Origin of the sequence: Flavobacterium quisquiliarum (assembly GCF_019308285.1) — a bacterium.
In the GTDB taxonomy this organism is placed as follows: Bacteria; Bacteroidota; Bacteroidia; order Flavobacteriales; family Flavobacteriaceae; genus Flavobacterium; species Flavobacterium quisquiliarum.
Genome location: NZ_WWEM01000035.1, coordinates 16970 through 38437, shown reverse-complemented (window position 1 = coordinate 38437; position 21468 = coordinate 16970). Strand labels below are relative to the sequence as shown.

General features: G+C 33.2%; 20 protein-coding genes. 3 read left to right on the top strand and 17 right to left on the bottom strand.

What is annotated here, in order from left to right; translation table 11 throughout:
- Positions 1 to 206: 206 nt before the first annotated feature.
- The 6 genes from rodA to purH all read right to left on the bottom strand — a co-directional run bounded on the left by rodA (position 207) and on the right by purH (position 7480).
- Positions 207 to 1442 (bottom strand): rod shape-determining protein RodA, encoded by a 1236-nt coding sequence (gene rodA / locus GSY47_RS17470; protein ID WP_179002538.1) that lies wholly within the window; start codon positions 1440 to 1442, stop codon positions 207 to 209.
- A gap of 15 nt (positions 1443 to 1457) precedes the next feature.
- Positions 1458 to 3431, bottom strand: a complete 1974-nt coding sequence (gene mrdA, locus GSY47_RS17465; RefSeq protein WP_179002537.1) for a penicillin-binding protein 2 — start codon at positions 3429 to 3431, stop codon at positions 1458 to 1460.
- Entirely contained in the window at positions 3428 to 3934 is a 507-nt protein-coding gene (locus tag GSY47_RS17460) for a rod shape-determining protein MreD (protein WP_179002536.1), read from the bottom strand. The genes mrdA and GSY47_RS17460 overlap by 4 nt, the downstream gene beginning before the upstream one ends.
- A complete protein-coding gene (gene mreC / locus GSY47_RS17455) occupies positions 3927 to 4757 on the bottom strand; it encodes a rod shape-determining protein MreC (protein ID WP_179002535.1) in 831 nt (276 codons plus the stop codon). Before mreC ends, GSY47_RS17460 begins: the two co-directional genes overlap by 8 nt.
- A gap of 111 nt (positions 4758 to 4868) precedes the next feature.
- Positions 4869 to 5897 carry a rod shape-determining protein gene (locus GSY47_RS17450; RefSeq protein ID WP_008466528.1) on the bottom strand — a complete coding sequence of 343 codons (1029 nt, stop codon included), beginning with the start codon at positions 5895 to 5897 and terminating at the stop codon, positions 4869 to 4871.
- Between the two features lie 56 nt (positions 5898 to 5953).
- Entirely contained in the window at positions 5954 to 7480 is a 1527-nt protein-coding gene (gene purH, locus GSY47_RS17445; RefSeq protein ID WP_179002534.1) for a bifunctional phosphoribosylaminoimidazolecarboxamide formyltransferase/IMP cyclohydrolase, read from the bottom strand.
- Positions 7481 to 7644: 164 nt separating this feature from the next.
- Here purH and GSY47_RS17440 point away from each other — a divergent pair, with 164 nt between their 5' ends.
- Positions 7645 to 8892 carry an ABC transporter permease gene (locus GSY47_RS17440; RefSeq protein ID WP_091493910.1) on the top strand — a complete coding sequence of 416 codons (1248 nt, stop codon included), beginning with the start codon at positions 7645 to 7647 and terminating at the stop codon, positions 8890 to 8892.
- A 315-nt stretch (positions 8893 to 9207) separates the two neighbouring features.
- On the opposite strand, the gene GSY47_RS17435 is transcribed toward GSY47_RS17440, so the two are convergent.
- The 4 genes from GSY47_RS17435 to tamL all read right to left on the bottom strand — a co-directional run bounded on the left by GSY47_RS17435 (position 9208) and on the right by tamL (position 14562).
- Positions 9208 to 9816 carry a hypothetical protein gene (locus tag GSY47_RS17435; protein ID WP_179002533.1) on the bottom strand — a complete coding sequence of 203 codons (609 nt, stop codon included), beginning with the start codon at positions 9814 to 9816 and terminating at the stop codon, positions 9208 to 9210.
- An 83-nt stretch (positions 9817 to 9899) separates the two neighbouring features.
- Positions 9900 to 10757: an acetyl-CoA carboxylase, carboxyltransferase subunit beta gene (accD, locus tag GSY47_RS17430; RefSeq protein WP_135221320.1), complete on the bottom strand. Its 858-nt coding sequence runs from the start codon at positions 10755 to 10757 to the stop codon at positions 9900 to 9902.
- Between the two features lie 103 nt (positions 10758 to 10860).
- Positions 10861 to 11928, bottom strand: a complete 1068-nt coding sequence (gene fbaA, locus GSY47_RS17425) for a class II fructose-bisphosphate aldolase (RefSeq protein WP_012023542.1) — start codon at positions 11926 to 11928, stop codon at positions 10861 to 10863.
- Positions 11929 to 11988: 60 nt separating this feature from the next.
- A complete protein-coding gene (gene tamL / locus GSY47_RS17420) occupies positions 11989 to 14562 on the bottom strand; it encodes a translocation and assembly module lipoprotein TamL (RefSeq protein WP_219071493.1) in 2574 nt (857 codons plus the stop codon).
- 37 nt (positions 14563 to 14599) lie between these two features.
- Between tamL and GSY47_RS17415 the strand changes: the two genes are divergently transcribed.
- Positions 14600 to 15328 carry a TrmH family RNA methyltransferase gene (locus GSY47_RS17415; protein ID WP_179002531.1) on the top strand — a complete coding sequence of 243 codons (729 nt, stop codon included), beginning with the start codon at positions 14600 to 14602 and terminating at the stop codon, positions 15326 to 15328.
- 9 nt (positions 15329 to 15337) lie between these two features.
- Here the strand turns inward: GSY47_RS17415 and porT are convergent, their stop codons facing one another.
- The 4 genes from porT to GSY47_RS17395 all read right to left on the bottom strand — a co-directional run bounded on the left by porT (position 15338) and on the right by GSY47_RS17395 (position 18200).
- A complete protein-coding gene (gene porT / locus GSY47_RS17410; protein ID WP_179002530.1) occupies positions 15338 to 16048 on the bottom strand; it encodes a type IX secretion/gliding motility protein PorT/SprT in 711 nt (236 codons plus the stop codon).
- A gap of 1 nt (position 16049) precedes the next feature.
- Complete coding sequence (gene ubiE / locus GSY47_RS17405) at positions 16050 to 16781, bottom strand: bifunctional demethylmenaquinone methyltransferase/2-methoxy-6-polyprenyl-1,4-benzoquinol methylase UbiE (protein ID WP_179002529.1); 732 nt, start codon at positions 16779 to 16781, stop codon at positions 16050 to 16052.
- Positions 16782 to 17360: 579 nt separating this feature from the next.
- On the bottom strand, positions 17361 to 17843 hold the full coding sequence (locus GSY47_RS17400; RefSeq protein WP_179002528.1) for a dihydrofolate reductase: 483 nt from the start codon (positions 17841 to 17843) through the stop codon (positions 17361 to 17363).
- Between the two features lie 12 nt (positions 17844 to 17855).
- A complete protein-coding gene (locus GSY47_RS17395; RefSeq protein WP_179002527.1) occupies positions 17856 to 18200 on the bottom strand; it encodes a 2TM domain-containing protein in 345 nt (114 codons plus the stop codon).
- Between the two features lie 239 nt (positions 18201 to 18439).
- Between GSY47_RS17395 and GSY47_RS17390 the strand changes: the two genes are divergently transcribed.
- Entirely contained in the window at positions 18440 to 18736 is a 297-nt protein-coding gene (locus GSY47_RS17390; protein ID WP_179002526.1) for an isoamylase early set domain-containing protein, read from the top strand.
- A gap of 42 nt (positions 18737 to 18778) precedes the next feature.
- Here the strand turns inward: GSY47_RS17390 and GSY47_RS17385 are convergent, their stop codons facing one another.
- From GSY47_RS17385 to GSY47_RS17375, 3 genes are all read right to left on the bottom strand, one after another.
- Entirely contained in the window at positions 18779 to 19630 is an 852-nt protein-coding gene (locus GSY47_RS17385; RefSeq protein ID WP_091493884.1) for a thymidylate synthase, read from the bottom strand.
- Positions 19631 to 19711: 81 nt separating this feature from the next.
- Positions 19712 to 20335, bottom strand: a complete 624-nt coding sequence (locus GSY47_RS17380) for a bifunctional nuclease family protein (protein WP_179002525.1) — start codon at positions 20333 to 20335, stop codon at positions 19712 to 19714.
- Positions 20336 to 20499: 164 nt separating this feature from the next.
- The gene (locus GSY47_RS17375; RefSeq protein WP_179002524.1) at positions 20500 to 21468 is read right to left on the bottom strand and encodes an electron transfer flavoprotein subunit alpha/FixB family protein; all 969 of its coding nucleotides are present in this window, start codon (positions 21466 to 21468) and stop codon (positions 20500 to 20502) included.

Genomic DNA, 21468 nt, shown 5'->3' with positions numbered 1-21468 from the left:
AGCCTGAACTTCGGATTTTTTTTATGCTTATAATCGATATGATTATTTTATTTGTGGAATTGGTTCAACATAGCCTACGTTAATAATGCGATTAACATAATATGTTATTGTATAAACGTTGGGCAATGATAAATCTTGAAGAATGATTTCTTTTAGATTTAAAGTTTTGTTTGGAATTTTCTAATTTGAATTTGAGATTTAGAAAATTACCATTCATTTACTTTGTTGGCATCCATTTTAAGGAAAATAAACAACAATATTGTAAAGCCCCAAAGTCCAGAACCTCCATAAGAAAAGAAGGGAAGAGGGACTCCAATTGTTGGGAAAATTCCAATTACCATGGCAATGTTTACAAAGAAGTGTATAAAGAGAATTCCGGCGACACAATAGCCATAGACTCGGCTGAATTTTGTTTTTTGCCTTTCGGCTAAATAAATAACTCTAAGCAGTAATGTAACAAAAAGTACAATCACAGTCAAAGAGCCTGCAAATCCCCATTCTTCACCAACAGTTGTAAAGATATAATCGGTATGCTGTTCTGGAACGAATCCTCCTTTGGTTTGTGTTCCTTCTAAAAAACCTTTTCCAATCCATCCTCCAGATCCAATCGCAATTTCAGATTGATTGGTGTTATATCCGATACCTTTCATATCTACAGTTTTACCCAAAAGAATATTGAAACGGTCTCTATGGTGCTGTTTAAAAACGTTGTCGAAAACATAATCAACAGAAAAAACAAAACCAGAAATTAAAGCCAATAAGATTGCGCTTAAAAGCAGGTTTCGGTCAACAACTCTTCCTTTGAAATAAATAATAGCTAAAACAATAAAAGCTATACCAATAACCACATAAGGCTCTAATACTAAGGTAAGGACAAATAAAGCAATAGTTATAAAAGCCGTCCATACGTACCAAGATGGTAATCCTTCTCTGTATAAAACCAAAATAAAGACACTGTAGATTAAAGCACTTCCAGGGTCTGGCTGTGGTAAAATAAGCATTACAGGTAATAACATAATTGCTAAAGCCTGAATCTGTCTATTGGTTTCTTTTAAATTAATTTGAGTGTCACTTAAATATTTGGCCAAAGCCAATGAAGTAGCCGCTTTAGCAAATTCTGAAGGCTGCAAAGTAAAACTTCCGATAGCGTACCAGCATCGTTGTCCTGCAATTGTTTTTCCAAATAGAAATAGCCCTGCAAGTGATAATAAAGCCACTCCAAAGATAATACTGGCGTATTTTTCATAAAATTTACCATCAACAAAAAGTACAACAAATATCAAAGGAATTGTACAGCCAATAAAAATAAGCTGTTTTTGATAAGTTCCATCTGTTGATAATAGGGAAGACGAATAAATATTCAGCCATCCTAGTGTTACCAGCGCGATGTAGATAAAGACACTTATCCAATCAATATTATTTTTTACACTTTGATTTTTCATTTGAAATACTTTCTCTTAGTTTTTCTTAGTTGTGTCTACTGCTGTTTTTTTAACCTCTGTTTTTGGCGTTACTGTAACTGGCGCTTTGGGTTTTATAATTTTTGCTTGTAAAACAGAGTCTTTCGGTACAGATTCGATTTTACTTGCTTCGTTCATCCCGCCTAATTTTGCATATTCGGCAGCTAAACTTTTATTTAATACTCTTGTTTCTAAGTCAGTTCTAGTGATTTTGTTTCTTAGATATTTTTCAATCATCAAACTTGCAATAGGTCCTGCGACTGTTGCTCCAAAACCTCCATTTTCAATCATAACTGCAATGGCAATTTTTGGATTATCTTTTGGTGCGAAAGCTACGAAAATCGAGTGGTCTTTAAGTTTTTCTCTTTTTCCGTTTATTTTAGCATAGTTCTCTGCTGTCCCTGTTTTTCCACAAATATCAATTCCTTCTACTCTAAGAGCGTAAGCGGTACCTTTGTTATATACATCAAATAATCCGCTGATAACTGGCGGGAAATATTTTTGATCAATGGTTGTTACATGTTTTGTTGTAAATTTTTCATCAATTTTTTCTCCTTCAATCTTTTTAATGATATGAGGAGTATAGTAATATCCTTGATTGGCAACAGTTGCCATCATATTAGCTAACTGAATTGGTGTCATCAAAACCTCTCCCTGACCAATTGCGTTAGACACAATAGTGGAGCTTCTCCATCCTCCGTTAGGATAAATTCTTTTGTATGTTTTTGAAGTTGGAATATTACCTCTTTTTCCAGTAGGTAAATCATAACCCATAAATTGTCCTAAGCCAAAACTTTTTACGTGACTACTCCAAACATCAACAGCTTGTCCCGGATCTTTATACTTGTTGATGGTAAGCATATAGGCTTGCCCGAAATAAGTATTACAAGAATTATAAATTCCATTATGTAATTGGTGTGGCCCAAAACCGTGGCATTTCATAAATCGACCACCACCATAACTAAATCCGTGGTGACACATAAAAGTGGTCTGCTCATTTATAACTCCCTCTTGCAGTGCCACCAAACCGGTTAAAATTTTGAATGGCGATCCTGGAGGATACTCTGCTAAAAGTCCTCTGTCATATAATGGTTTTGCGATAGAGTCGTGATATAAAAGCGTATAGTTTTTAGATCTTTGACGGCCAACCAAAATTCCTGGGTCATAAGATGGAGCAGTAACCAGTGCTAAAATTTCACCAGATTTAGGCTCAATGGCAACGATACCACCTCTTTTATTGATCATTAATTCTTCGCCATACTTTTGAAGAGCAGCATCAATGGTTAAATTAATGTCTTCTCCAGCTACGGCAATTGTATCGTATTTTCCTTCTTTATAAGGACCTATTTCTCTATTGTATTTATCTTTTTGAATGTATTTTACACCTTTTATACCACGTAAAATGTCTTCGTAGCTTTGTTCTACACCTTGCATCCCATGTAAATCCCCACTATTATAGTACGGATTCTTGGCAAGAAATTTTTCATTAACTTGTGTGATAAAACCAAAAATATTTGCGCCATAATCTACTTCGTAATCACGAAGCGATCTTTTTTGGAAATAAAATCCTTCATATTTTCTGATTTTTTCCTGAAAAGCAGCAAATTCATTTTTGTTTAACTGTGATAAGAAAACAGATGGAAGTCTTGGGCTGTAAATTTTTGCTTTTTCAATACGTTTATGATATTCTTCTTGTGGAATATTTAAAAGTGTACAGAATTCAGCAATATTTAAATCCTTTTTTACCTCTCTCGGAATAACCATAATATCATAAGAAGCCTGATTAGCTACGAGAAGTTTCCCGTGTCTATCATAGATATAGCCTCTTTCAGGATAGTCGTAGACTTTTTTTATTGCATTATTTTCTGATTTCAGTTTAAAAGAATCATCGATAATTTGCAGATAAAAGATCCTAATCACTAACAAAGATGCTGCAATAATAATTATAGTGGGCAGCAGAACTTTTCTCATCGTTTATTGGGCTTAATAAGATAAATTATTATTATGGAGGTGATTATAGTAAAAATAGAACTAAATAAGGTTCGGAGTAAAATATCCCAGATAAACTTGAATTGAAATGCTTCGAGAACAAACAATACAATATGGTGCATTAAAACCGAAACCAGTATAAATGAAAATCGCTCTGGTGTTAAAGATTCGTTTAGTTTGATAGTTTGATATTCGTAACTAAGTCCAAAAGAGAACTTGAAAATATAGGGTCTGTAATAGGCAAGAATTACACAGGCTGTTGCATGTATCCCGCCAGAATTACAAAACATATCCATTGTTAATCCAAGTAAAAAGCTGGAGATTATTAAACCCGCTTTATTACTGTTTACAGGGTATAAAATGATATACAAGATATACGGAAAAGGACTTATATAGCCTAAGAAATTCATATTGTTGAAAATAACAATCTGAACTGCCAGCAGTATAATAAATCGAAAAATATTTACCAACAAAGCGCTATTCATCTTTCTCTTTGCTTTTGTTTTCTAAATTAATAAGTTCTTCTCTTCCTTTACTTTTAATAATATAAACGTGTCCTAAATTAGTCATGTCGTTAAACAATTTCACTTTTATAACATAAAAACTTGTGCCTTCTTTTTTGTACACGATATCAACTGTTCCAATATTAATTCCTTCAGGGAAAATTACTGATTGTCCGCCAGTAACAATGGTGTCGCCTTTTCTGATAGAAGCTAATCGAGGAACATCTTCCAACTGGACATATCCTGTGCTTTTTCCGTTCCATGTTAATGAACCAAAATGATTTGATTTTTTGATTTTTGCATTAATATGAGATTTCATGTTCAGAATACTGACTACGGTTGAATAGTTTGGTGAAGTGTTATCAATAACTCCCACAATTCCTAAGCTGTTGATTACTCCCATATCTTGCTTAACTCCATCTTTGCTTCCAGAGTTTAAAGTGATATAGTTCTCGTGAGTATTGTATGAATTATGAATTACTTTAGATACAATGATATCCGAAGGTTTTACACCTTTAATACTGTCAGGTGTAGGTGGTTTTGTAGTATCTTCTTTGTTGAATAAAAGGCTTTTTAATCTTGCGTTTTCAAGTACAAGCTCGTCGTTTTCGGCTCTTAAATTCAAGTATTCATTTACACGATTGATTCTTTCGTAAACACCGCCGCTTAAAAAATTAGCAGAACTGATTACTCTGCTTCTATGGTAGGAGTGAGATTGAATGGTGAGTCCTAACGATATACCTAAAAGCAGCAAAAACAGCAATCGATTACTGTTTCTTATAATGAAATTAAATATTTGCTGCATTTCTTGTTTGGTTGTTTTGTTTCAGGATATGCTTTATGGTTTCAAGTTTTACGAGGATCAAATATTAGAAATTTGACCCTCATAAAAGTAAATTGATTGTTATTTTGAATCTTATTTGATTAAGATACTTTTAAATTTTGCAATGTTTTTAAGAGCCATTCCTGTACCGCGAACAACAGCTCTTAATGGATCTTCAGCAATGTAAACTGGTAAATCTGTTTTTTGAGAAATACGTTTGTCAAGACCTCTCAACATAGATCCACCACCAGCTAAATAGATACCAGTGTTGTAAATATCGGCAGCTAATTCAGGCGGAGTTTGAGATAATGTTTCCATTACGGCATCCTCGATACGCTGAATTGATTTGTCTAACGCTTTTGCAATCTCACGGTAAGAAACGTCTACTTGTTTTGGTTTACCAGTAAGCAAATCTCTACCCTGAACAGACATATCTTCTGGCGGTCCATCTAAATCTTCGATAGCTGCTCCAATTTGAATTTTGATTTTCTCAGCAGTACTTTCTCCAACAAATAAGTTGTGCTGTGTACGCATGTAATAAACGATATCATTTGTGAAAACGTCACCTGCAATTTTTACAGATTTGTCGCAAACAATTCCGCCTAATGCTATAACTGCAATTTCTGTTGTACCACCTCCGATATCTACGATCATGTTTCCTTTTGGCTGCATGATGTCAATTCCAATACCAATTGCAGCGGCCATTGGTTCGTGAATCAAGTAAACTTCTTTTCCGTTTACACGCTCACAAGATTCTTTTACGGCACGCATTTCAACCTCTGTAATTCCGGAAGGAATACAAACTACCATTCTCAATGCAGGTGTAAACATTCTCTTTTTTAATGCAGGAATGCTTTTAATGAACATATTGATCATTTTTTCCGAAGCATCAAAATCGGCAATTACACCGTCTTTCAAAGGCCTTATGGTCTTAATGTTTTCATGCGTTTTACCTTGCATCATGTTGGCTTCTTTACCAACAGCGATGATTTTGCCTGAAACTCTATCTCGTGCTACGATAGAGGGGCTGTCAATAACAACTTTATCATTGTGAATGATTAAAGTGTTTGCGGTACCAAGGTCTATTGCAATATCCTCGGTCATGAAATCAAAAAATCCCATAAGTTTTTTAGGGGTTTAAAATGTTATAAATTATTTATCGAACAAAGTTAAACAAATTAATGTTTAAAATGACGAGTTCCAGTAAATACCATTGCAAGATTATTTTCATTGCAATAATTTATGCTTAATTCGTCTTTTATCGAACCTCCTGGCTGAATTACAGCTGTTATTCCTGCTTTTTTGGCTAATTCTACACAGTCCGGAAATGGGAAAAATGCATCACTTGCCATCGAAGCTCCATTTAAATCAAATCCAAAAGCTTTTGCTTTGTCAACAGCTTGAATTAAAGCGTCAACTCTTGAAGTCTGACCTGTACCTGATGAAATCAATGTTCCGTTTTTAGCAAATACAATGGTGTTTGATTTTGTATTCTTGCAGATTTTTGAAGCAAAGATCAAATCTTCGATCTCTTGAGCAGTAGGTTCTGTTATTGTAACGGTTTTTAAATGCTCTTTATTATCCGTAATATTATTTCTGTCCTGAATTAACAAACCATTAAGACAAGTTCTTACTTGACGAGATGGTAATTCAACTTCATTTTGAACTAATATAATTCTGTTTTTCTTCTCTTGTAAAACTGTAACAGCCTCATCATCATAAGCTGGGGCAATTACTACTTCACAGAATAATTTGTTGATTTCCTGAGCCGTTTCTAAATCTATTTTAGTATTAGAAATTAACACTCCTCCAAAAGCTGAAGTAGGATCACAAGCCAAAGCCGCTAAATAAGCTTCGCTGATTGTTTTTCTTGAAGCTAAACCGCAAGCGTTGTTGTGTTTTAGAATCGCAAATGTTGGTCCGTCAGTTTTGAATTCAGCAATTAAGTTAACTGCAGCATCAACATCAAGCAAATTGTTGTATGATAATTCTTTTCCGTGAAGTTTATTGAACATTGCATCAAAATCTCCAAAGAAGAATCCTTTTTGGTGAGGGTTTTCACCATATCTTAAAACTTGACCGTTTGCAATGCTTTCTTTGTAAATAGTCTCGTCTGTATTGAAATAATTAAAAATAGCTCCATCGTAGTGAGATGAAACATGGAATGCTTTAGTTGCAAACAATCTTCTGTTTTCCAAAGTTGTTGCTCCATCTTGCTCCGTAATCAAATCCAAAAGTAAGCTGTACTCATTTACCGAAGCAACAATTACAGTGTCTTTGAAATTTTTAGCACCAGCACGAATTAATGAAATACCTCCGATATCAATTTTTTCGATAATATCTTGTTCACTTGCTCCAGAAGCAACCGTTTTTTCGAAAGGATATAAATCAACAATTACTAAATCAATTTGAGGAATATCAAATTCTTTCATTTGCTGCACATCACTTTCGTTGTCCTGACGATTTAAAATTCCACCAAAAATTTTCGGGTGTAATGTTTTAACTCTTCCACCAAGGATTTCAGGGAAAGATGTGATATCTTCAACAGGAACTACCGGAATACCAAGGTTTTTGATGAAATCTTCTGTTCCTCCAGTTGAATAAAGTGTTACGTTTTGTTCGTGTAATTTTCTAACAATTGGTTCTAATCCATCTTTAGAAAAAACAGAAATTAATGCCGATTGTATTTTTTTTGTTGTGCTCATTGTGTAGTTATGATTTTGAGACTGCAAAAGTAGTTTTTTTATATATTATTTTAAAGAAAATGATGTAACAAAATGCCAAAAAAATCTACTGATGAGTAAGTTAACTTTTATTAGGTTTTTGATTTTAAATTATTGAATTTTACTTTATTGAAAAATACAAAAATATGCTTGTTTATTTAAGATTGTTAAAAGAAAGTCTAAGCTTTGCCATCAATGCTTTGCGAAATAATAAATTACGTACGTTGTTGTCGCTCTTAGGTGTTACAATTGGTATTTTTTCAATTATCGCTGTTTTGGCTGCTGTTGATTCTTTAGACAAAAAAATCTCTAAAGATTTGAGCAGCTTAGATAAAAATACAATTTATTTAATGAAATTTTGTTTTGGGCCATCTGAAATTCCGCAATGGAAAAGGGAACAGTTTCCAAATGTAAAATACGATGAATATATCGGTTTGAAAAATTCAATGAATGATACCGATCAAGTAGGATATCAGCTTTTTGTAAATAGAGAAACTTTAAAATACGATTCAAAAACAGTCAGCGATGTAAATATTATTCCTTCGTCAAGCGAAATGGTCGATATTGACGGATTGAGCTTTGATAGAGGAAGATTTTATAATGAATCAGAATCTAATTCGGGAACTGCAGTTATTGTTTTAGGATATGATATTGCCGAAGGGCTTTTTGGGACAAGTGATCCGCTTGGTAAAAGTATTCGTTTATACGGGCAACGTTTTACGGTTATTGGTGTAATGGCAAAACAAGGTGCTGGTTTTTTTGGAGACAGTAATGATACTTCGGTTTATCTTCCAGCTAATTTTTTACGAAGAATGTATGGAGACAGTGATGCCATGACACCTGTGATTGTTTTAAAGCCAGTGAAAGGTGTCGACATGGAGGCGTACAAAGCAGAAATCGCACAAAAACTTCGAGCAATCCGAGGCATGAAAGCAGGAGAAATGGATAACTTTTTTATCAATGTGCTTTCTGGATTTACTGATTTTATTGACGGAATTTTAGGTCAGATGAATGTAGTAGGGTGGGTGATCAGCGGATTTTCTCTTTTAGTCGGCGGTTTTGGAATTGCCAATATTATGTTTGTTTCTGTTAAAGAAAGGACGAATCTTATCGGAATTCAAAAATCACTTGGAGCAAAAAATAAATTTATCTTGTTTCAATTTTTATTTGAAGCAATAATTTTATCAGTTATTGGTGGTGTCATCGGACTTCTGATGGTCTGGGGAATTGCCTTTGGTTTGACCAAATTACTTGACTTTGAATTTGTATTAAGTTTAGGAAATATTCTTTTAGGAACTGGTCTGGCTGCTTTTATCGGTTTGGTTTCGGGGATTTTACCTGCAATTTCTGCAGCAAATTTGGATCCTGTTGAAGCTATTCGAACGGGGATGTAGGTTTTTAAAAGATGCTATCCCGATAGCTATCGGGACTGAGATGCTGAGTTGCTATGTTTTTTTAGCTGCAAAGGTTCAGAGAGGCAAAGTTGCAAAGGTTTTTTAAGCTGTGAGATGATATTTCAACTTAATTTAGAGATTGATTTTAAGGTTAAAAAGAAGCTTTAGTTGAATTGCTTTAGTAGCTTATTCTCTTTTAATTGGATTTCTATAAAATTCCATAGGAATGAATCATTTTGTAGCAACGGAATTTATTCCTTATGAAGATATATGGAATCATGCATAAAGAAGTTTCGTAGGAATGATATATATAATCTAACGACTCAATTTTGGTTTTATAAAAGGGAGAATAATTCTGTTTTGATCCCATTTAATATCTTCATAATTGTAGAATTTATTATTTTTCTTGTATTTTAAAACAGTGTCCTCTTCCTGAGTTGTTCTTCTAATTTTGTAAGCTTCTAGTTTATTTACAAAATTAAAAATTGACATATTTTTTATTGTGTCATTTTGAGATGCAATAATTAATCTTTGTTCATTTTTTTCTTTATTGAGAATGTTTAAATAAAGAAAATCATTTACACTTGAATGGGGTAATTTGACTAAATCTATGGGATGTAAGTTTGATAGATATGGTATCGTGTCGGTTTCCATTGTAGATCCGCATATTTTTGGAATGTATTCTATTTGATAAAAGAAGAGATTTCCTTTTTTATCTATTAAAAGTTGATTTTGGCAATAAAAACCTTTTAGGGAAGGGAAGATGACTTTGTCGCTCTTTTCCTTTAATGAGTCAGCATATTTATTGAATTTCTTATTTTCATAAGAGATAATATAAGGTTTGTTATTGATTACGATCTTTTCTTCTTTCTTGCTACAATTGAAAAGAAATAAAATCATAAAACCAAATAAAATTCTCGCCATACAAATAAGATTTAAATTAAAGATAAAAAAAAATCCCAAGAATCAACTTCTTGGGATTTTATGTTTAGAAATAGTCTTAAAAACTATTTTCTGATATCATTATTTTGAATCAAATCTATGTATAAGTTGATCTTATCTTTCAATTCTTTTCTAGGCGTGATAAAGTCTAAGAAACCGTGCTCTAATAAGAACTCAGCAGTTTGGAAACCTTCTGGTAAATCTTTTCCTGTAGTGTCACGAACAACACGCGGACCAGCGAAACCAATCAAAGCGCCCGGCTCAGAGATGTTGATATCTCCTAACATAGCGTAAGATGCAGTTGTTCCTCCAGTTGTTGGATCTGTACAAAGAGAAATATAAGGTAATTTAGCCTCAGCTAATTGAGCTAGTTTTACAGAAGTTTTTGCTAATTGCATTAAAGAATAAGCAGCTTCCATCATACGAGCTCCACCAGATTTAGAAATCATTACAAACGGTAATTTGTTTTTGATAGCGTGATCAATACCTCTTGCAATTTTTTCCCCTACAACTGCTCCCATAGATCCGCCAATAAAAGCGAAATCCATACAGCAGATTACAAGTTCTCTACCTTTAGATTTTCCTACTCCCGTACGTACAGCGTCTTTAAGATGAGTTTTTTCCATTACATCTTTCAATCTTTCTGCATATTTCTTTGTGTCCACAAAGTGCAGAGGATCTTTAGAGGTCATGTTTTTATCTAACTCAACAAATTCGTTGTTGTCGAATAAAATTTCAAAATAGGTTGCGCTTCCAATTCGAACGTGAAAATCATCTTCAGGGCTAACGAATAAATTTCTCGCCAATTCGTCAGCATCAATAATTTTTCCAGTAGGAGATTTGTACCACAATCCTTTCGGAACGTCCATCTTATCTTCAGTAGCGGTCGTAATCCCTTTTTCTTGTCTTTTAAACCAAGCCATTTCTTTTAGTATTCAGTGTTCAGTAATAAAAAATTTAGTGTTCAGTCGTATTCAGTTTTAAGTATTCAAATTGAATACTTAAAACTGTACACTGATTACTTTTTTATAACGTATTCACGTTATTTAAATCAGCAAAAGCTTGTTCAAGTCTTGCGTTGAATGTTACTTCGCTTTCACGAACCCATCTTCTTGGATCGTAGTATTTTTTGTTTGGAGCATCTGGACCTTCTGGGTTTCCAATTTGAGATTTCAAATAGTCAAGATTTTTAACCATATAATCACGGATACCTTCAGTGTATGCAAATTGTAAATCGGTATCGATGTTCATTTTGATAACTCCGTAGCTAATTCCTTCTCTGATTTCTTCAAGTGTAGAACCTGAACCTCCGTGGAAAACGAAATCAACTGGATTGTGTCCTGTGTTGAATTTGTTTTGTACGAAATCTTGAGAATTTTTTAAGATTTTTGGAGTTAATTTTACGTTTCCTGGTTTGTAAACACCGTGAACGTTTCCAAAAGCAGCAGCGATAGTGAATTTAGGACTTACTTTAGATAATTCTTCGTAAGCATAAGCTACTTCTTCTGGCTGTGTGTATAATTTTGAGCTGTCAACATCAGAGTTGTCAACACCATCTTCTTCTCCACCTGTAATACCAAGTTCGATTTCCAATGTCATGCCCATTTTGCTCATTCTAGCTAAATATTCTTTACAGATCTCGATGTTTTCTTCGATTGGCTCCTCAGACAAATCGATCATGTGAGAACTGAATAATGGTTTTCCTGTTTCTGCGAAATGTTTTTCAGAAGCATCTAATAAACCATCAATCCAAGGTAAAAGTTTTTTTGCACAGTGGTCAGTATGTAAAATTACAGTTGCACCGTAAGCTTCTGCTAATGTGTGAATATGTTTTGCTCCTGCGATTCCTCCCGCGATTGCTGCCTTTTCACCTGCATTAGATAATCCTTTTCCAGCGTTGAATTGTGCTCCACCGTTAGAAAATTGAATGATAACTGGCGCGTTTAGTTTTGCTGCAGTTTCAAGAACTCCATTAATTGTGCTAGATCCAGTAACGTTTACTGCTGGAAGAGCAAAACCCTTCTCTTTCGCATAATTAAAGATCTCTTGTACTTGATCTCCTGTAGCTACTCCTGGTTTAATGTTGTGTGCCATTGTAATTTTTTTTATAGTTGTTTTTAGTTTTTAGGTTGCAAAAATAAGAATTAAATACCATTAGAATGGATAATTTATTCCAAAATTTAAAACAGAATGCCCAAAATTGTATTCTTTAAACCATCGGTCACCCTTCGGATGCGCCGGATTATAAGTCTTAAAGCCTAAATCTAAACGAATAACAAAAAAGCTTAAATCGTATCGTAAACCAAATCCAGTTCCTAACGCAATTTCTTCTAAATCGTTTAAGTTATCAAATTTTGCTTTTGGATCTACCACATTATCGAGTACATTCCAGATATTTCCGGCATCTGCAAAGAGCGCTCCTTTTACATCTCCAAAAACTTTGAAACGATATTCGATACTCGCTGCGATTTTCATATTGGCCTCGTTAAAGTCATTTACAGCATTAGTACTTCCTGGTCCTAAAGCGTATGGCTGCCAAGCGCGGTTGTCATTGGAACCTCCGCCATAATAACTTCGTGAAAAGGGAATGTAATTCGAATTTCCGAATGGAATTGCAATCCCAAAGAAGCTTCTAACGGCCAGTACTTTTTCTTTTCCAAAATCCCAGTGCTTGATGTAATCAAATTCTGTTTTAACGTATTCTGAATATTCTAAATTAAATAGCTCATAGTTTCCTCTTGCATTTTTAGGAAGGTTTCCAATGCTTGAAATAGCGGTTAACAATGTACCTGCCGATTCAATTTTTGTTCTAAATTGATAAAAATTATTATCTGCAAGATCTTTTTTAGTTGTTTTTGTGAAAGAATAACTGGTTGCTAAAATAAAATCGTTTTCTGTTAGACGAATTCTTCTTTCCTCTATACTTGCGACTTCTTGGTATTGTGCATCATTTGATGTTAAAGCAGTTTGGTTTGTTAAAACGTCATTAGTGAAGCCAGTTGTTCCTTTGGGTATTGTTAGGTTTTCTCTAGCTTGCTCTTCGGGTGTTTCTCCCCAGTTTTCAGGTTTCTGATTGTAATCTTTTCCAATGGCATTTAAATCATTGTAAGAAGAAGTGTATACATTAAAGTAGTTGCCCGGATTTAAATTTCGGACAAACTGTGCATTTAATAATTCTAGTTTTGCCGTGTTGTGGCGTTTTGGTGTCCAGTTGTATGAAATACCCCCGGTAAAGTTTTCCTTATCTAAACCAATATTTCGCTGCTTTGAAAAACCAGAAGTTATAGAGGTGTAAGGAATCATACTTTTTGGAATAATTTTTTCGGTTCCAAAGGGAAATAGAATTCTTGGGAAGTTCAATTTCATATCCAAACCATATTCCGATACATTAAAGAAATTATTATTCGGATTTGCCATATCTCTCGAAGAACCAATATTCAAACGAGCGGAAATTTCTAAGGTTTCGGCACGGTTAAAAACATTTCGAATAGTTTCCGAAATACTAGCTCCAATTCCAAAATCCTGAATATTAGAATGTGTAACGTCAAGAGTTGCTCCAAAACTATATTTTTTTCTAGGAGTTAGATAAACATTTGCAATAAGAGACTGGGCTGTAGAATCTCTTTTATCCACTTCGTATTGAATAGATGGATAATTAAAAATCTTTAAGTTATTCAGATAGCGAGAAGACAGTGTGGTTCTAAAATCGGCAAAAGTACTTCCTTTGGTAATAAAAATGGCATCAGTGATGGCACGTGGTTTGTATTTTAATGTTTTATAGCTGTAAAGATTAAAATTGTTATAAGTTGTACTGTCGGTTGGTTTTTTCTTTGAATTGGCGGCAGAATAATCTGTGTAGATATTTACGTCGCTAATGGTGTACAGTTTAAAAGGTTCGGTTCGGCTTGAATCTCTTCCTTGAATAACATTGTTTGTGATATTTAAAGTTACATTGGCTTGATTTTTTTTACCAATAGTATCGATGTCAAAAGTTACATAAGTTGGCTGAAAGTAATAAGCTCCATGGTTTCTGAAATAAGTTGTAATACGGTTTTTTTCTTCTTCAAAATCAGTTGTTTTATATTGATTTCCTGATTTTAATAGAGACGGTTCATTGTTAGTTTTATACAAAGAGTCTAAAGCAGGAGTCAGAATCTTTGTGCTGATGGTGTCTAATTTATAAGCTGGTCCAGTGGTAATGTTATAATTAATTGCAGCCCTTTTTTTACCGATAGTATCAATTGTATATCCGGTTTGAACGTTAAAAAAACCATTGTTGAAATAGTAGTATTTTAAACGAAGCAATGATTTTTTTGTTTTAGCAGTATCGATAATTACAGGTGGTTCGCCGGTATTTTTTAAAAACTCATGAATTCCTTTGTAATAAAAAGACTGTCCAAGGCGGTCTACTTGTTTTGAAGATAAAATTTTAGACATGCGTTCATACTTTCCAGGATTGTTTTTGAATTTTGCCTGATAAGTAGAATCTGGATTTAAATTAGCTAAATTGTATAAATTTAATCGAAGTTTGTAGCCTAAAAGTTTACCATTTGGTTTCTGATACATCTGATTGGCTGCAACTTCGTCATTAGTTGCTTTTCCGTTAACTAGAATATTGTTTTTTACAAGAAGGTTTTTTCCATCGGGAACTCTTTTTACGGCATTACAAGCGCAAATAAGTATTGCAATTAGAAGAAATGCTATTATTTTTGTGGAATTATTTTTCAAGTGTTGTTAAATATTTAATTCAAAAGTACATTATTTTATGGTTAGTAAAAACCAAATAAAACTTATCTCTAGTTTACATCAAAAAAAGCAGCGTTCTGCTAATCAATTATTTTTTGCTGAAGGAGTAAAAGTAATTCAAGAATTGCTGCAATCCAATTTTGAATTAGAACATTTATACACCACATTGAATGATTTTGAAGCGGTTCAGGCTTCAAAACGAACTCTTATTAATGAACAAGAACTAAAAAAAATAAGTGCTTTAACGACTCCAAATTCTTGTTTGGCAGTTTTTAAAATGCCGGCCGAAAAGGCTGTAACCGATTCGGGTTTAATCGTGGCTTTAGACGATATTAGAGATCCTGGAAATTTAGGAACTATTCTGCGTCTTTGCGATTGGTTTGGGATAAAACAAGTAATTTGTTCCAAAGAAACCGTCGACATTTATAACCCGAAAGTGGTTCAGGCCACAATGGGATCAATTACCAGAGTAAATGTAAATTATATTGACTTAAAAACTTTTCTTACTCAAACCAAACTGCCTGTTTTTGGAACGTTTATGGACGGAGCAAATATTTATCAATCAGAATTACCGCAGGAAGGCATCATTATTATGGGTAATGAAGCAAACGGTATTTCAGGGGAGATTGAAAAAATAGTAACTTCTCGTCTTTCAATTCCAAGATTTGGAGAGCTGCAAAAAACCGAAAGTTTAAATGTAGCTACTGCAACAGCAATTATTCTCAGTGAATTTAAACGAAATAGTTAAGATTTTGTTTTAATGAAAAGTGAAATTTATTAAAATTGCTCTAGATTTCATTGAATCAATATTATCCGTGTAACCACTAGGAGATGTATTATCTCGAATTAATTCATCAGTTATGCCGAACATACCTCTGACAGAAGGAGAAAAGATAAAGTATTCAGTAAAAATATCGATTCCAAATCCTACTTCGTAAGCGGCGGTCCATTGTTTTACTCTAAATTTCTGTTGGTAATTATCATCTTGAGACTTGGAATTGCTGGATAGATTTAAAGTTGTAGACATACCGCCAACTAAATACGGACGGATATTTCCTGTGCGTAAAGCAGAAAATTTTAATAACAAAGGAAAATGTATGTAGGTGCTGTTTACTTCTCTTAAATAATCACTTTCTAAATTTCCGACACCAGAAAAATATAAATCACGTTTTGTATAGTACAATCCAGGTTCAAAACGAAGGTTTATATATTCCTGTAATCTCAAATCAGCTACAACGCCAACGTTAAAACCGGTAGTTTTTTTTACCTGAATATCATTTTGAACAGGAGTTTTGTAATCAAATTTAAAATCAAAACTATTAAAACCTAAATAATAACCAAAGTAGACACGCTGCTTTTGCCAGTTTTCTAGGTTAATAATAGGGTCTTTGCTAAACATACTTTTAGCGAATTGTGAGTACCCTTTTGTCGTTAAGATCAATAAAATTAAGATTACAGCTTTTTTCATACTATTTTTTAGATGCAGAATAAATCGTTGCGACACCAAAAGTTTGTGGCATTGCCACAACATCTATAAACCCAGTTTTTCTCAAAATATTGTTTAAGGCTTCTCCATACGGAAAAGCGGCAGCAGATTCAGATAAATAGCCATAAGCGTCATTATCTTTTGAAAATAATTTTCCGATAAGTGGCAATATGTTTTTACTATAAAAATTATAACCTTGTTTATAAGGGAATTTATCTGGAATAGAAGTTTCTAAAATAACGAAAACTCCATTTGGTTTTAGAACTCTTAAGATTTCCGAGAAACCTTTTTCGAGATTTTCAAAGTTTCTTACTCCAAAACCAACTGTAATTGCATCAAAATAATTATCTTCAAAAGGCATATTTTCAGAATCACCTAAAACCAATTCAATAATGTTAGAGAGGTTTTTTTCTTGAACTTTCTTTTTTCCAACTTCCAGCATTCCAGCAGAAATATCCAAACCAATAATTTTTTCGGCATTAGTTTGTGCTAATAAAATAGCTAAATCACCAGTTCCTGTAGCAATATCTAAAATAACCTTTGGTTTTTTGTCTGATACTATTTTTAATACTTTTTTACGCCACTTAACGTCAATGCCAAATGAAATGACACGATTTAAATTATCGTAATTCCCAGAAATGGTGTCAAACATTTGGGTTACCTGCTCTTTTTTTCCTAGTGAAGAGTCTTTATACGGAGTTACTTTTTCAGACATTTTTTTAATTTGGACAAATATAAACAATCTAGTTTAACTGTAATTGAGTTTTTTGATTTGTAAAATAAATGTTTTAGTTGATTTATTTCAAAGTTAAAACTCATGGTGTTCCGGCATCCCTAAATTTAGGGATATTGATAAAATCCCTAAATCACGGTATTGTGTAGTCTCTCTAATATGAACAACTTTGCTAAAGTAAAAATGATTAAAGTTTTAATGATTGATAATTGTCACTATGACTTAAGCAAATGGTTACTGTTTTTGCGCTTGTAAATTCATTTGTTCTTGAAAAAGTTTTGTAAGTATTATTCTTGGGGGGAAATACTAATTAATAGTGCAAAATACGTTCTTAGGATTAAATTTGTTTTTGGAAATTTTAATTTTCTGCCTTTAATATCTTAGTGGTATTTGTTGTTAAAGGCGTTTTGAGATCTAGGTCTCAAATAACATAAAATGTTATTCAGTTATTTCAAATGTTTTTAACATTTGTGATTTTTTTAAACAAAAACTATTCTGAGAGAGTCAGGTCAAAAATCAATTGTTTTAAAAACATCCTCTATTTTAGGGGATGTTTTTTATTTATTTTCTAATGTAAGTTTCATAAGTGTAATCATAAAGATGTTTTTCGTCTTTATAATTTTCTTCAGATTCTACCAAAAGCCATTCACTTTTATTAATTTTTGGAAAAAAAGTATCTGCATCAAAACTGTGATGAACTTTGGTTAATTCTATTATATCTGTAAACGGAAGAGCTAGATTGTAAATCTCGCCGCCGCCAATAATATAACTATCGTCACTTTCCGGACAGGCTGCAATTGCCTTCTCAATGCTGTCTACCACAATACATCCTTCTGGATGATAATTTTCTTGACGTGTAATTATAATATGTACTCGATCTGGTAATGGTTTTAGAAAACTTTCAAAAGTCTTTCTTCCCATAATAATATGATGACCGGTAGTAAGTGATTTAAATCTTTTAAAATCATTTGGAAGATGCCAGACCAATTCATTGTTTTTTCCAAGCGCATTATTTTCGGCAACAGCCGCTATCATTATAATCATGGTATGCTTAATCTAAATTTTATTTTCATTCTCTTCATTAATTGAAGATTCTATCTGACTGATTCTTTTTTGCTGTAAAGCAACTAATCGGTCAATTTGTTCTCTTTCCCATTTTTTATTCATAAAACGATCGGTTATGTACACTTTTATAAAATGAAGAATGAAGAGAAAGAGCCAGATTGTAATACCCCAGATACACCAATTTTGAGTTGTACCTTCGCCAAAACCAAAAAACCTATTGGCAATAAATAAAAATAAACTTCCCAGAAGGAAAAGAACAAAATGAAAATAAAGGATTTTTTTTTGTCTTAATCGTCGTCTGGCGTATTCGTATTGTTCGTGCACTTCTTTTTCCATAAGATAAAAATGAGATTATAAAGTTAAAATTTATTTTTGAAAGTCAATATTCTGCCAAAAGAATATTTGGTTTAAAATGATCTAAGAATTTGAAAAGCAAAATTTTAGACCGTTTAAATTACAGATATGACTAAAATAAGGTGTCGTTTTTGGAATTATGATAAATCGGATGGCCGAGTAGTGGGGGTTTGATTGAATTTATTTAATTTTAAGGGTATAAATCTAAAAACTAAATAGTTATGTCTTTGAAAAAACAATTCATCAAAACGAAACCAGTTTGTAAAGTAACATTTTCTATAGATGCCAAAGATGCTGATTCGGCAGCAGTTGTTGGGGATTTTAATAACTGGAATCCTTCAGAAGGAGCTTTAAGTAAGTTGAAAAACGGAACCTTTAAAGCGACTTATGATTTGGTTAAAGATGCGATCTACGAATTTAAGTATGTAATAGACGGGATTTATGTAAACGATCCAGAAGCCGATTCTTATAAATGGAACGATTATGCTGGAAGTGAAAATAGTGTCTTAATTGTATAAAAAAAATCCGCTCAATATTTTTTTAAGCGGATTTTTTGTTTTTTATACAGCGACACTTCCTTTTATTGCAGGATGCGGATCATAGTCTACTAAAGTGAAATCGTCATAATCAAAATCAAAAATGTTTTTAATCGCTGGATTCAAAATCATTTTTGGTAATGGTTTTGGCTCACGAGTTAATTGCAATTCTAATTGCTCAAAATGATTATTGTAAATATGTGCGTCGCCAAAAGTGTGTATAAATTCACCTGGTTCTAAATCGCATACTTGAGCAATCATCATTGTAAATAATGCATAAGAAGCAATATTAAAAGGTACTCCTAAAAAAATATCAGCGCTTCTTTGGTATAACTGGCAAGATAATTTTCCTTTCGTTTCTCCTTTTTCTAAATCGGGACTTGCCACATAAAACTGAAAAAAGGCATGACATGGAGGCAGAGCAGCTTTGTTATTGGCTACATTTTCCTCAAATGATTTTTTAGTATCTGGCAGAACAGATGGATTCCAAGCAGAAACCAGCATTCTTCGGCTGTTTGGATTTGTTTTTAGTTCCGTAATCAATTCAGAGATTTGATCGATTTCTTCACTGTTCCAGTTTCTCCATTGATGTCCGTAAACAGGCCCTAAATCGCCATTAGAATCTGCCCATTCATCCCAGATTTTTACTCCGTTTTCTTTAAGATATTTAATATTTGTATCTCCTTTTAAGAACCAAAGCAATTCGTAAATAATCGATTTTAAATGAAGTTTTTTAGTTGTAACCATTGGGAAACCTTCACTTAAATCAAAACGCATCTGGTAGCCAAAAACACTTTTTGTTCCAGTTCCGGTACGGTCTCCTTTTTGATTCCCGTTTTCTAAAACGTGTTTTACTAAATCTAAGTATTGTTTCATTGGTGTTTAATTGTTTAACCGTCTATTCGTGTAACTGTTTAATCGATTAAACGAATAAACAAATCCACGATTAAACATGATTTATCTTCTTGAGATTTCGTCTCTAATTTTAGCTGCTTTTTCGTAATCTTCCTGAGAAACGGCTTGATCTAAAAGTTCATTCAGTTCTTGTAAAGTATGTTTTGAATAAACATCTCCAGATTGATTGCTTTCTTCTTCACGTCCAAAAGTTTCTGGATTTGAAAGAACATCATCAATTTCCTGAGCTCCTTGATCGGCATCAGCAGTGTTTGATTTTAAATAAATTCCAGCTTTATCTAAAATGTTTTTATAAGTAAAAATTGGTGCATTGAAACGTAATGCTAAAGCAATAGCATCTGAAGTTCGGGCATCAATGATTTCTTCAATTTTGTCTCTTTCACAGATTAAACTGGAGTAAAAAACGCCGTCAACCAATTTGTGAATGATCACTTGTTTTACTACAATATCAAATCTTTCTGCGAAGTTTTTGAATAAATCGTGTGTTAATGGACGTGGTGGTTTTATTTCTTTTTCTAAGGCAATAGCTATCGATTGGGCTTCAAAAGCACCAATAACAATAGGTAATTTTCTTTCACCATCAACTTCATTCAGAATTAGGGCATAAGCGCCATTTTGAGTTTGGCTGTATGAAATTCCTTTTATAGATAATTTTACTAGACTCATATATGTTTGTAAAAAAGGCACTTAGCGCCTCATTTTTTTGCTTTTTTTAATTGAAAAATAAAGCTGCAATTTTAGTCAAAAAATATGGAACAAAAAAGCTGCCTATAAACAAAGATACAATATCTTGTTTTTAGGCAGCAAATATTTTGAAGAGAATTCTTGAATTAAGAATGTTGTGCTTTAAAAGCTTTAAGTTTCTCTGTTAATTGCGGTACAATTTCGAAAGCATCACCAACAATTCCGTAATCAGCTACTTTAAAGAAAGGAGCTTCTGGATCGTTATTGATCACTACTTTTACTTTAGATGAGTTAATACCTGCAATATGCTGGATTGCTCCAGAAATACCTATCGCAATATATAAGTTAGTTGCAACTGGTTTTCCTGTTTGGCCAACGTGTTCGCTGTGAGGTCTCCATCCTAAATCTGAAACTGGTTTAGAACAGGCTGTTGCTGCGCCTAAAACTTCAGCTAAATTTTCAACTAATCCCCAATTTTCAGGTCCTTTTAATCCACGTCCGCCAGAAACTACGATATCAGCATCAGCGATAGAAACTTTTCCAGTTACTTTTTCAACAGAGTCTACTTTAATTCCGAAATCATTTTCTCCAAGAGTTGGATTAAAATCTTCAGCAGCTGCAACTCCTGCACTTTCAAAGATTCCATAAGAGTTTTTAGCCAAACCAAGAACTTTTACATCTGTATCGATTTGTGTGATGTTGAATGCTTTGTTTGAGAAAGCATTTCTTTTTACCTGAAATGGAGAAGTGCTAACTGGTAATCCCACAACATTCGAAGCAAAACCAGCATTTAAAGCTACTGCTACTAATGATGAAAGATAAATACTGTCTGTTGTAGAAGATAGTAAAACTACTTTTGTTCCTTCTTTTTCAGCAGCTTGTTTGATTACATCAGCATAAGCTTTAGCAGTAAAACCAGCTAATTTATCGTTGTTTACTTTTAGAACTTTATCAACTCCGTATTTGCCCAATTCGCTTACATCGCTGATGTTTACTGTTAAAGCAGTAACGGTTGTACCTAATGATTCTGCTACTTTCTTAGCGTAAGAAGCTAATTCGAAAGCTACTTTTTTAAATTTTCCTTCTGCAGATTCTGCATATATTAATATAGACAT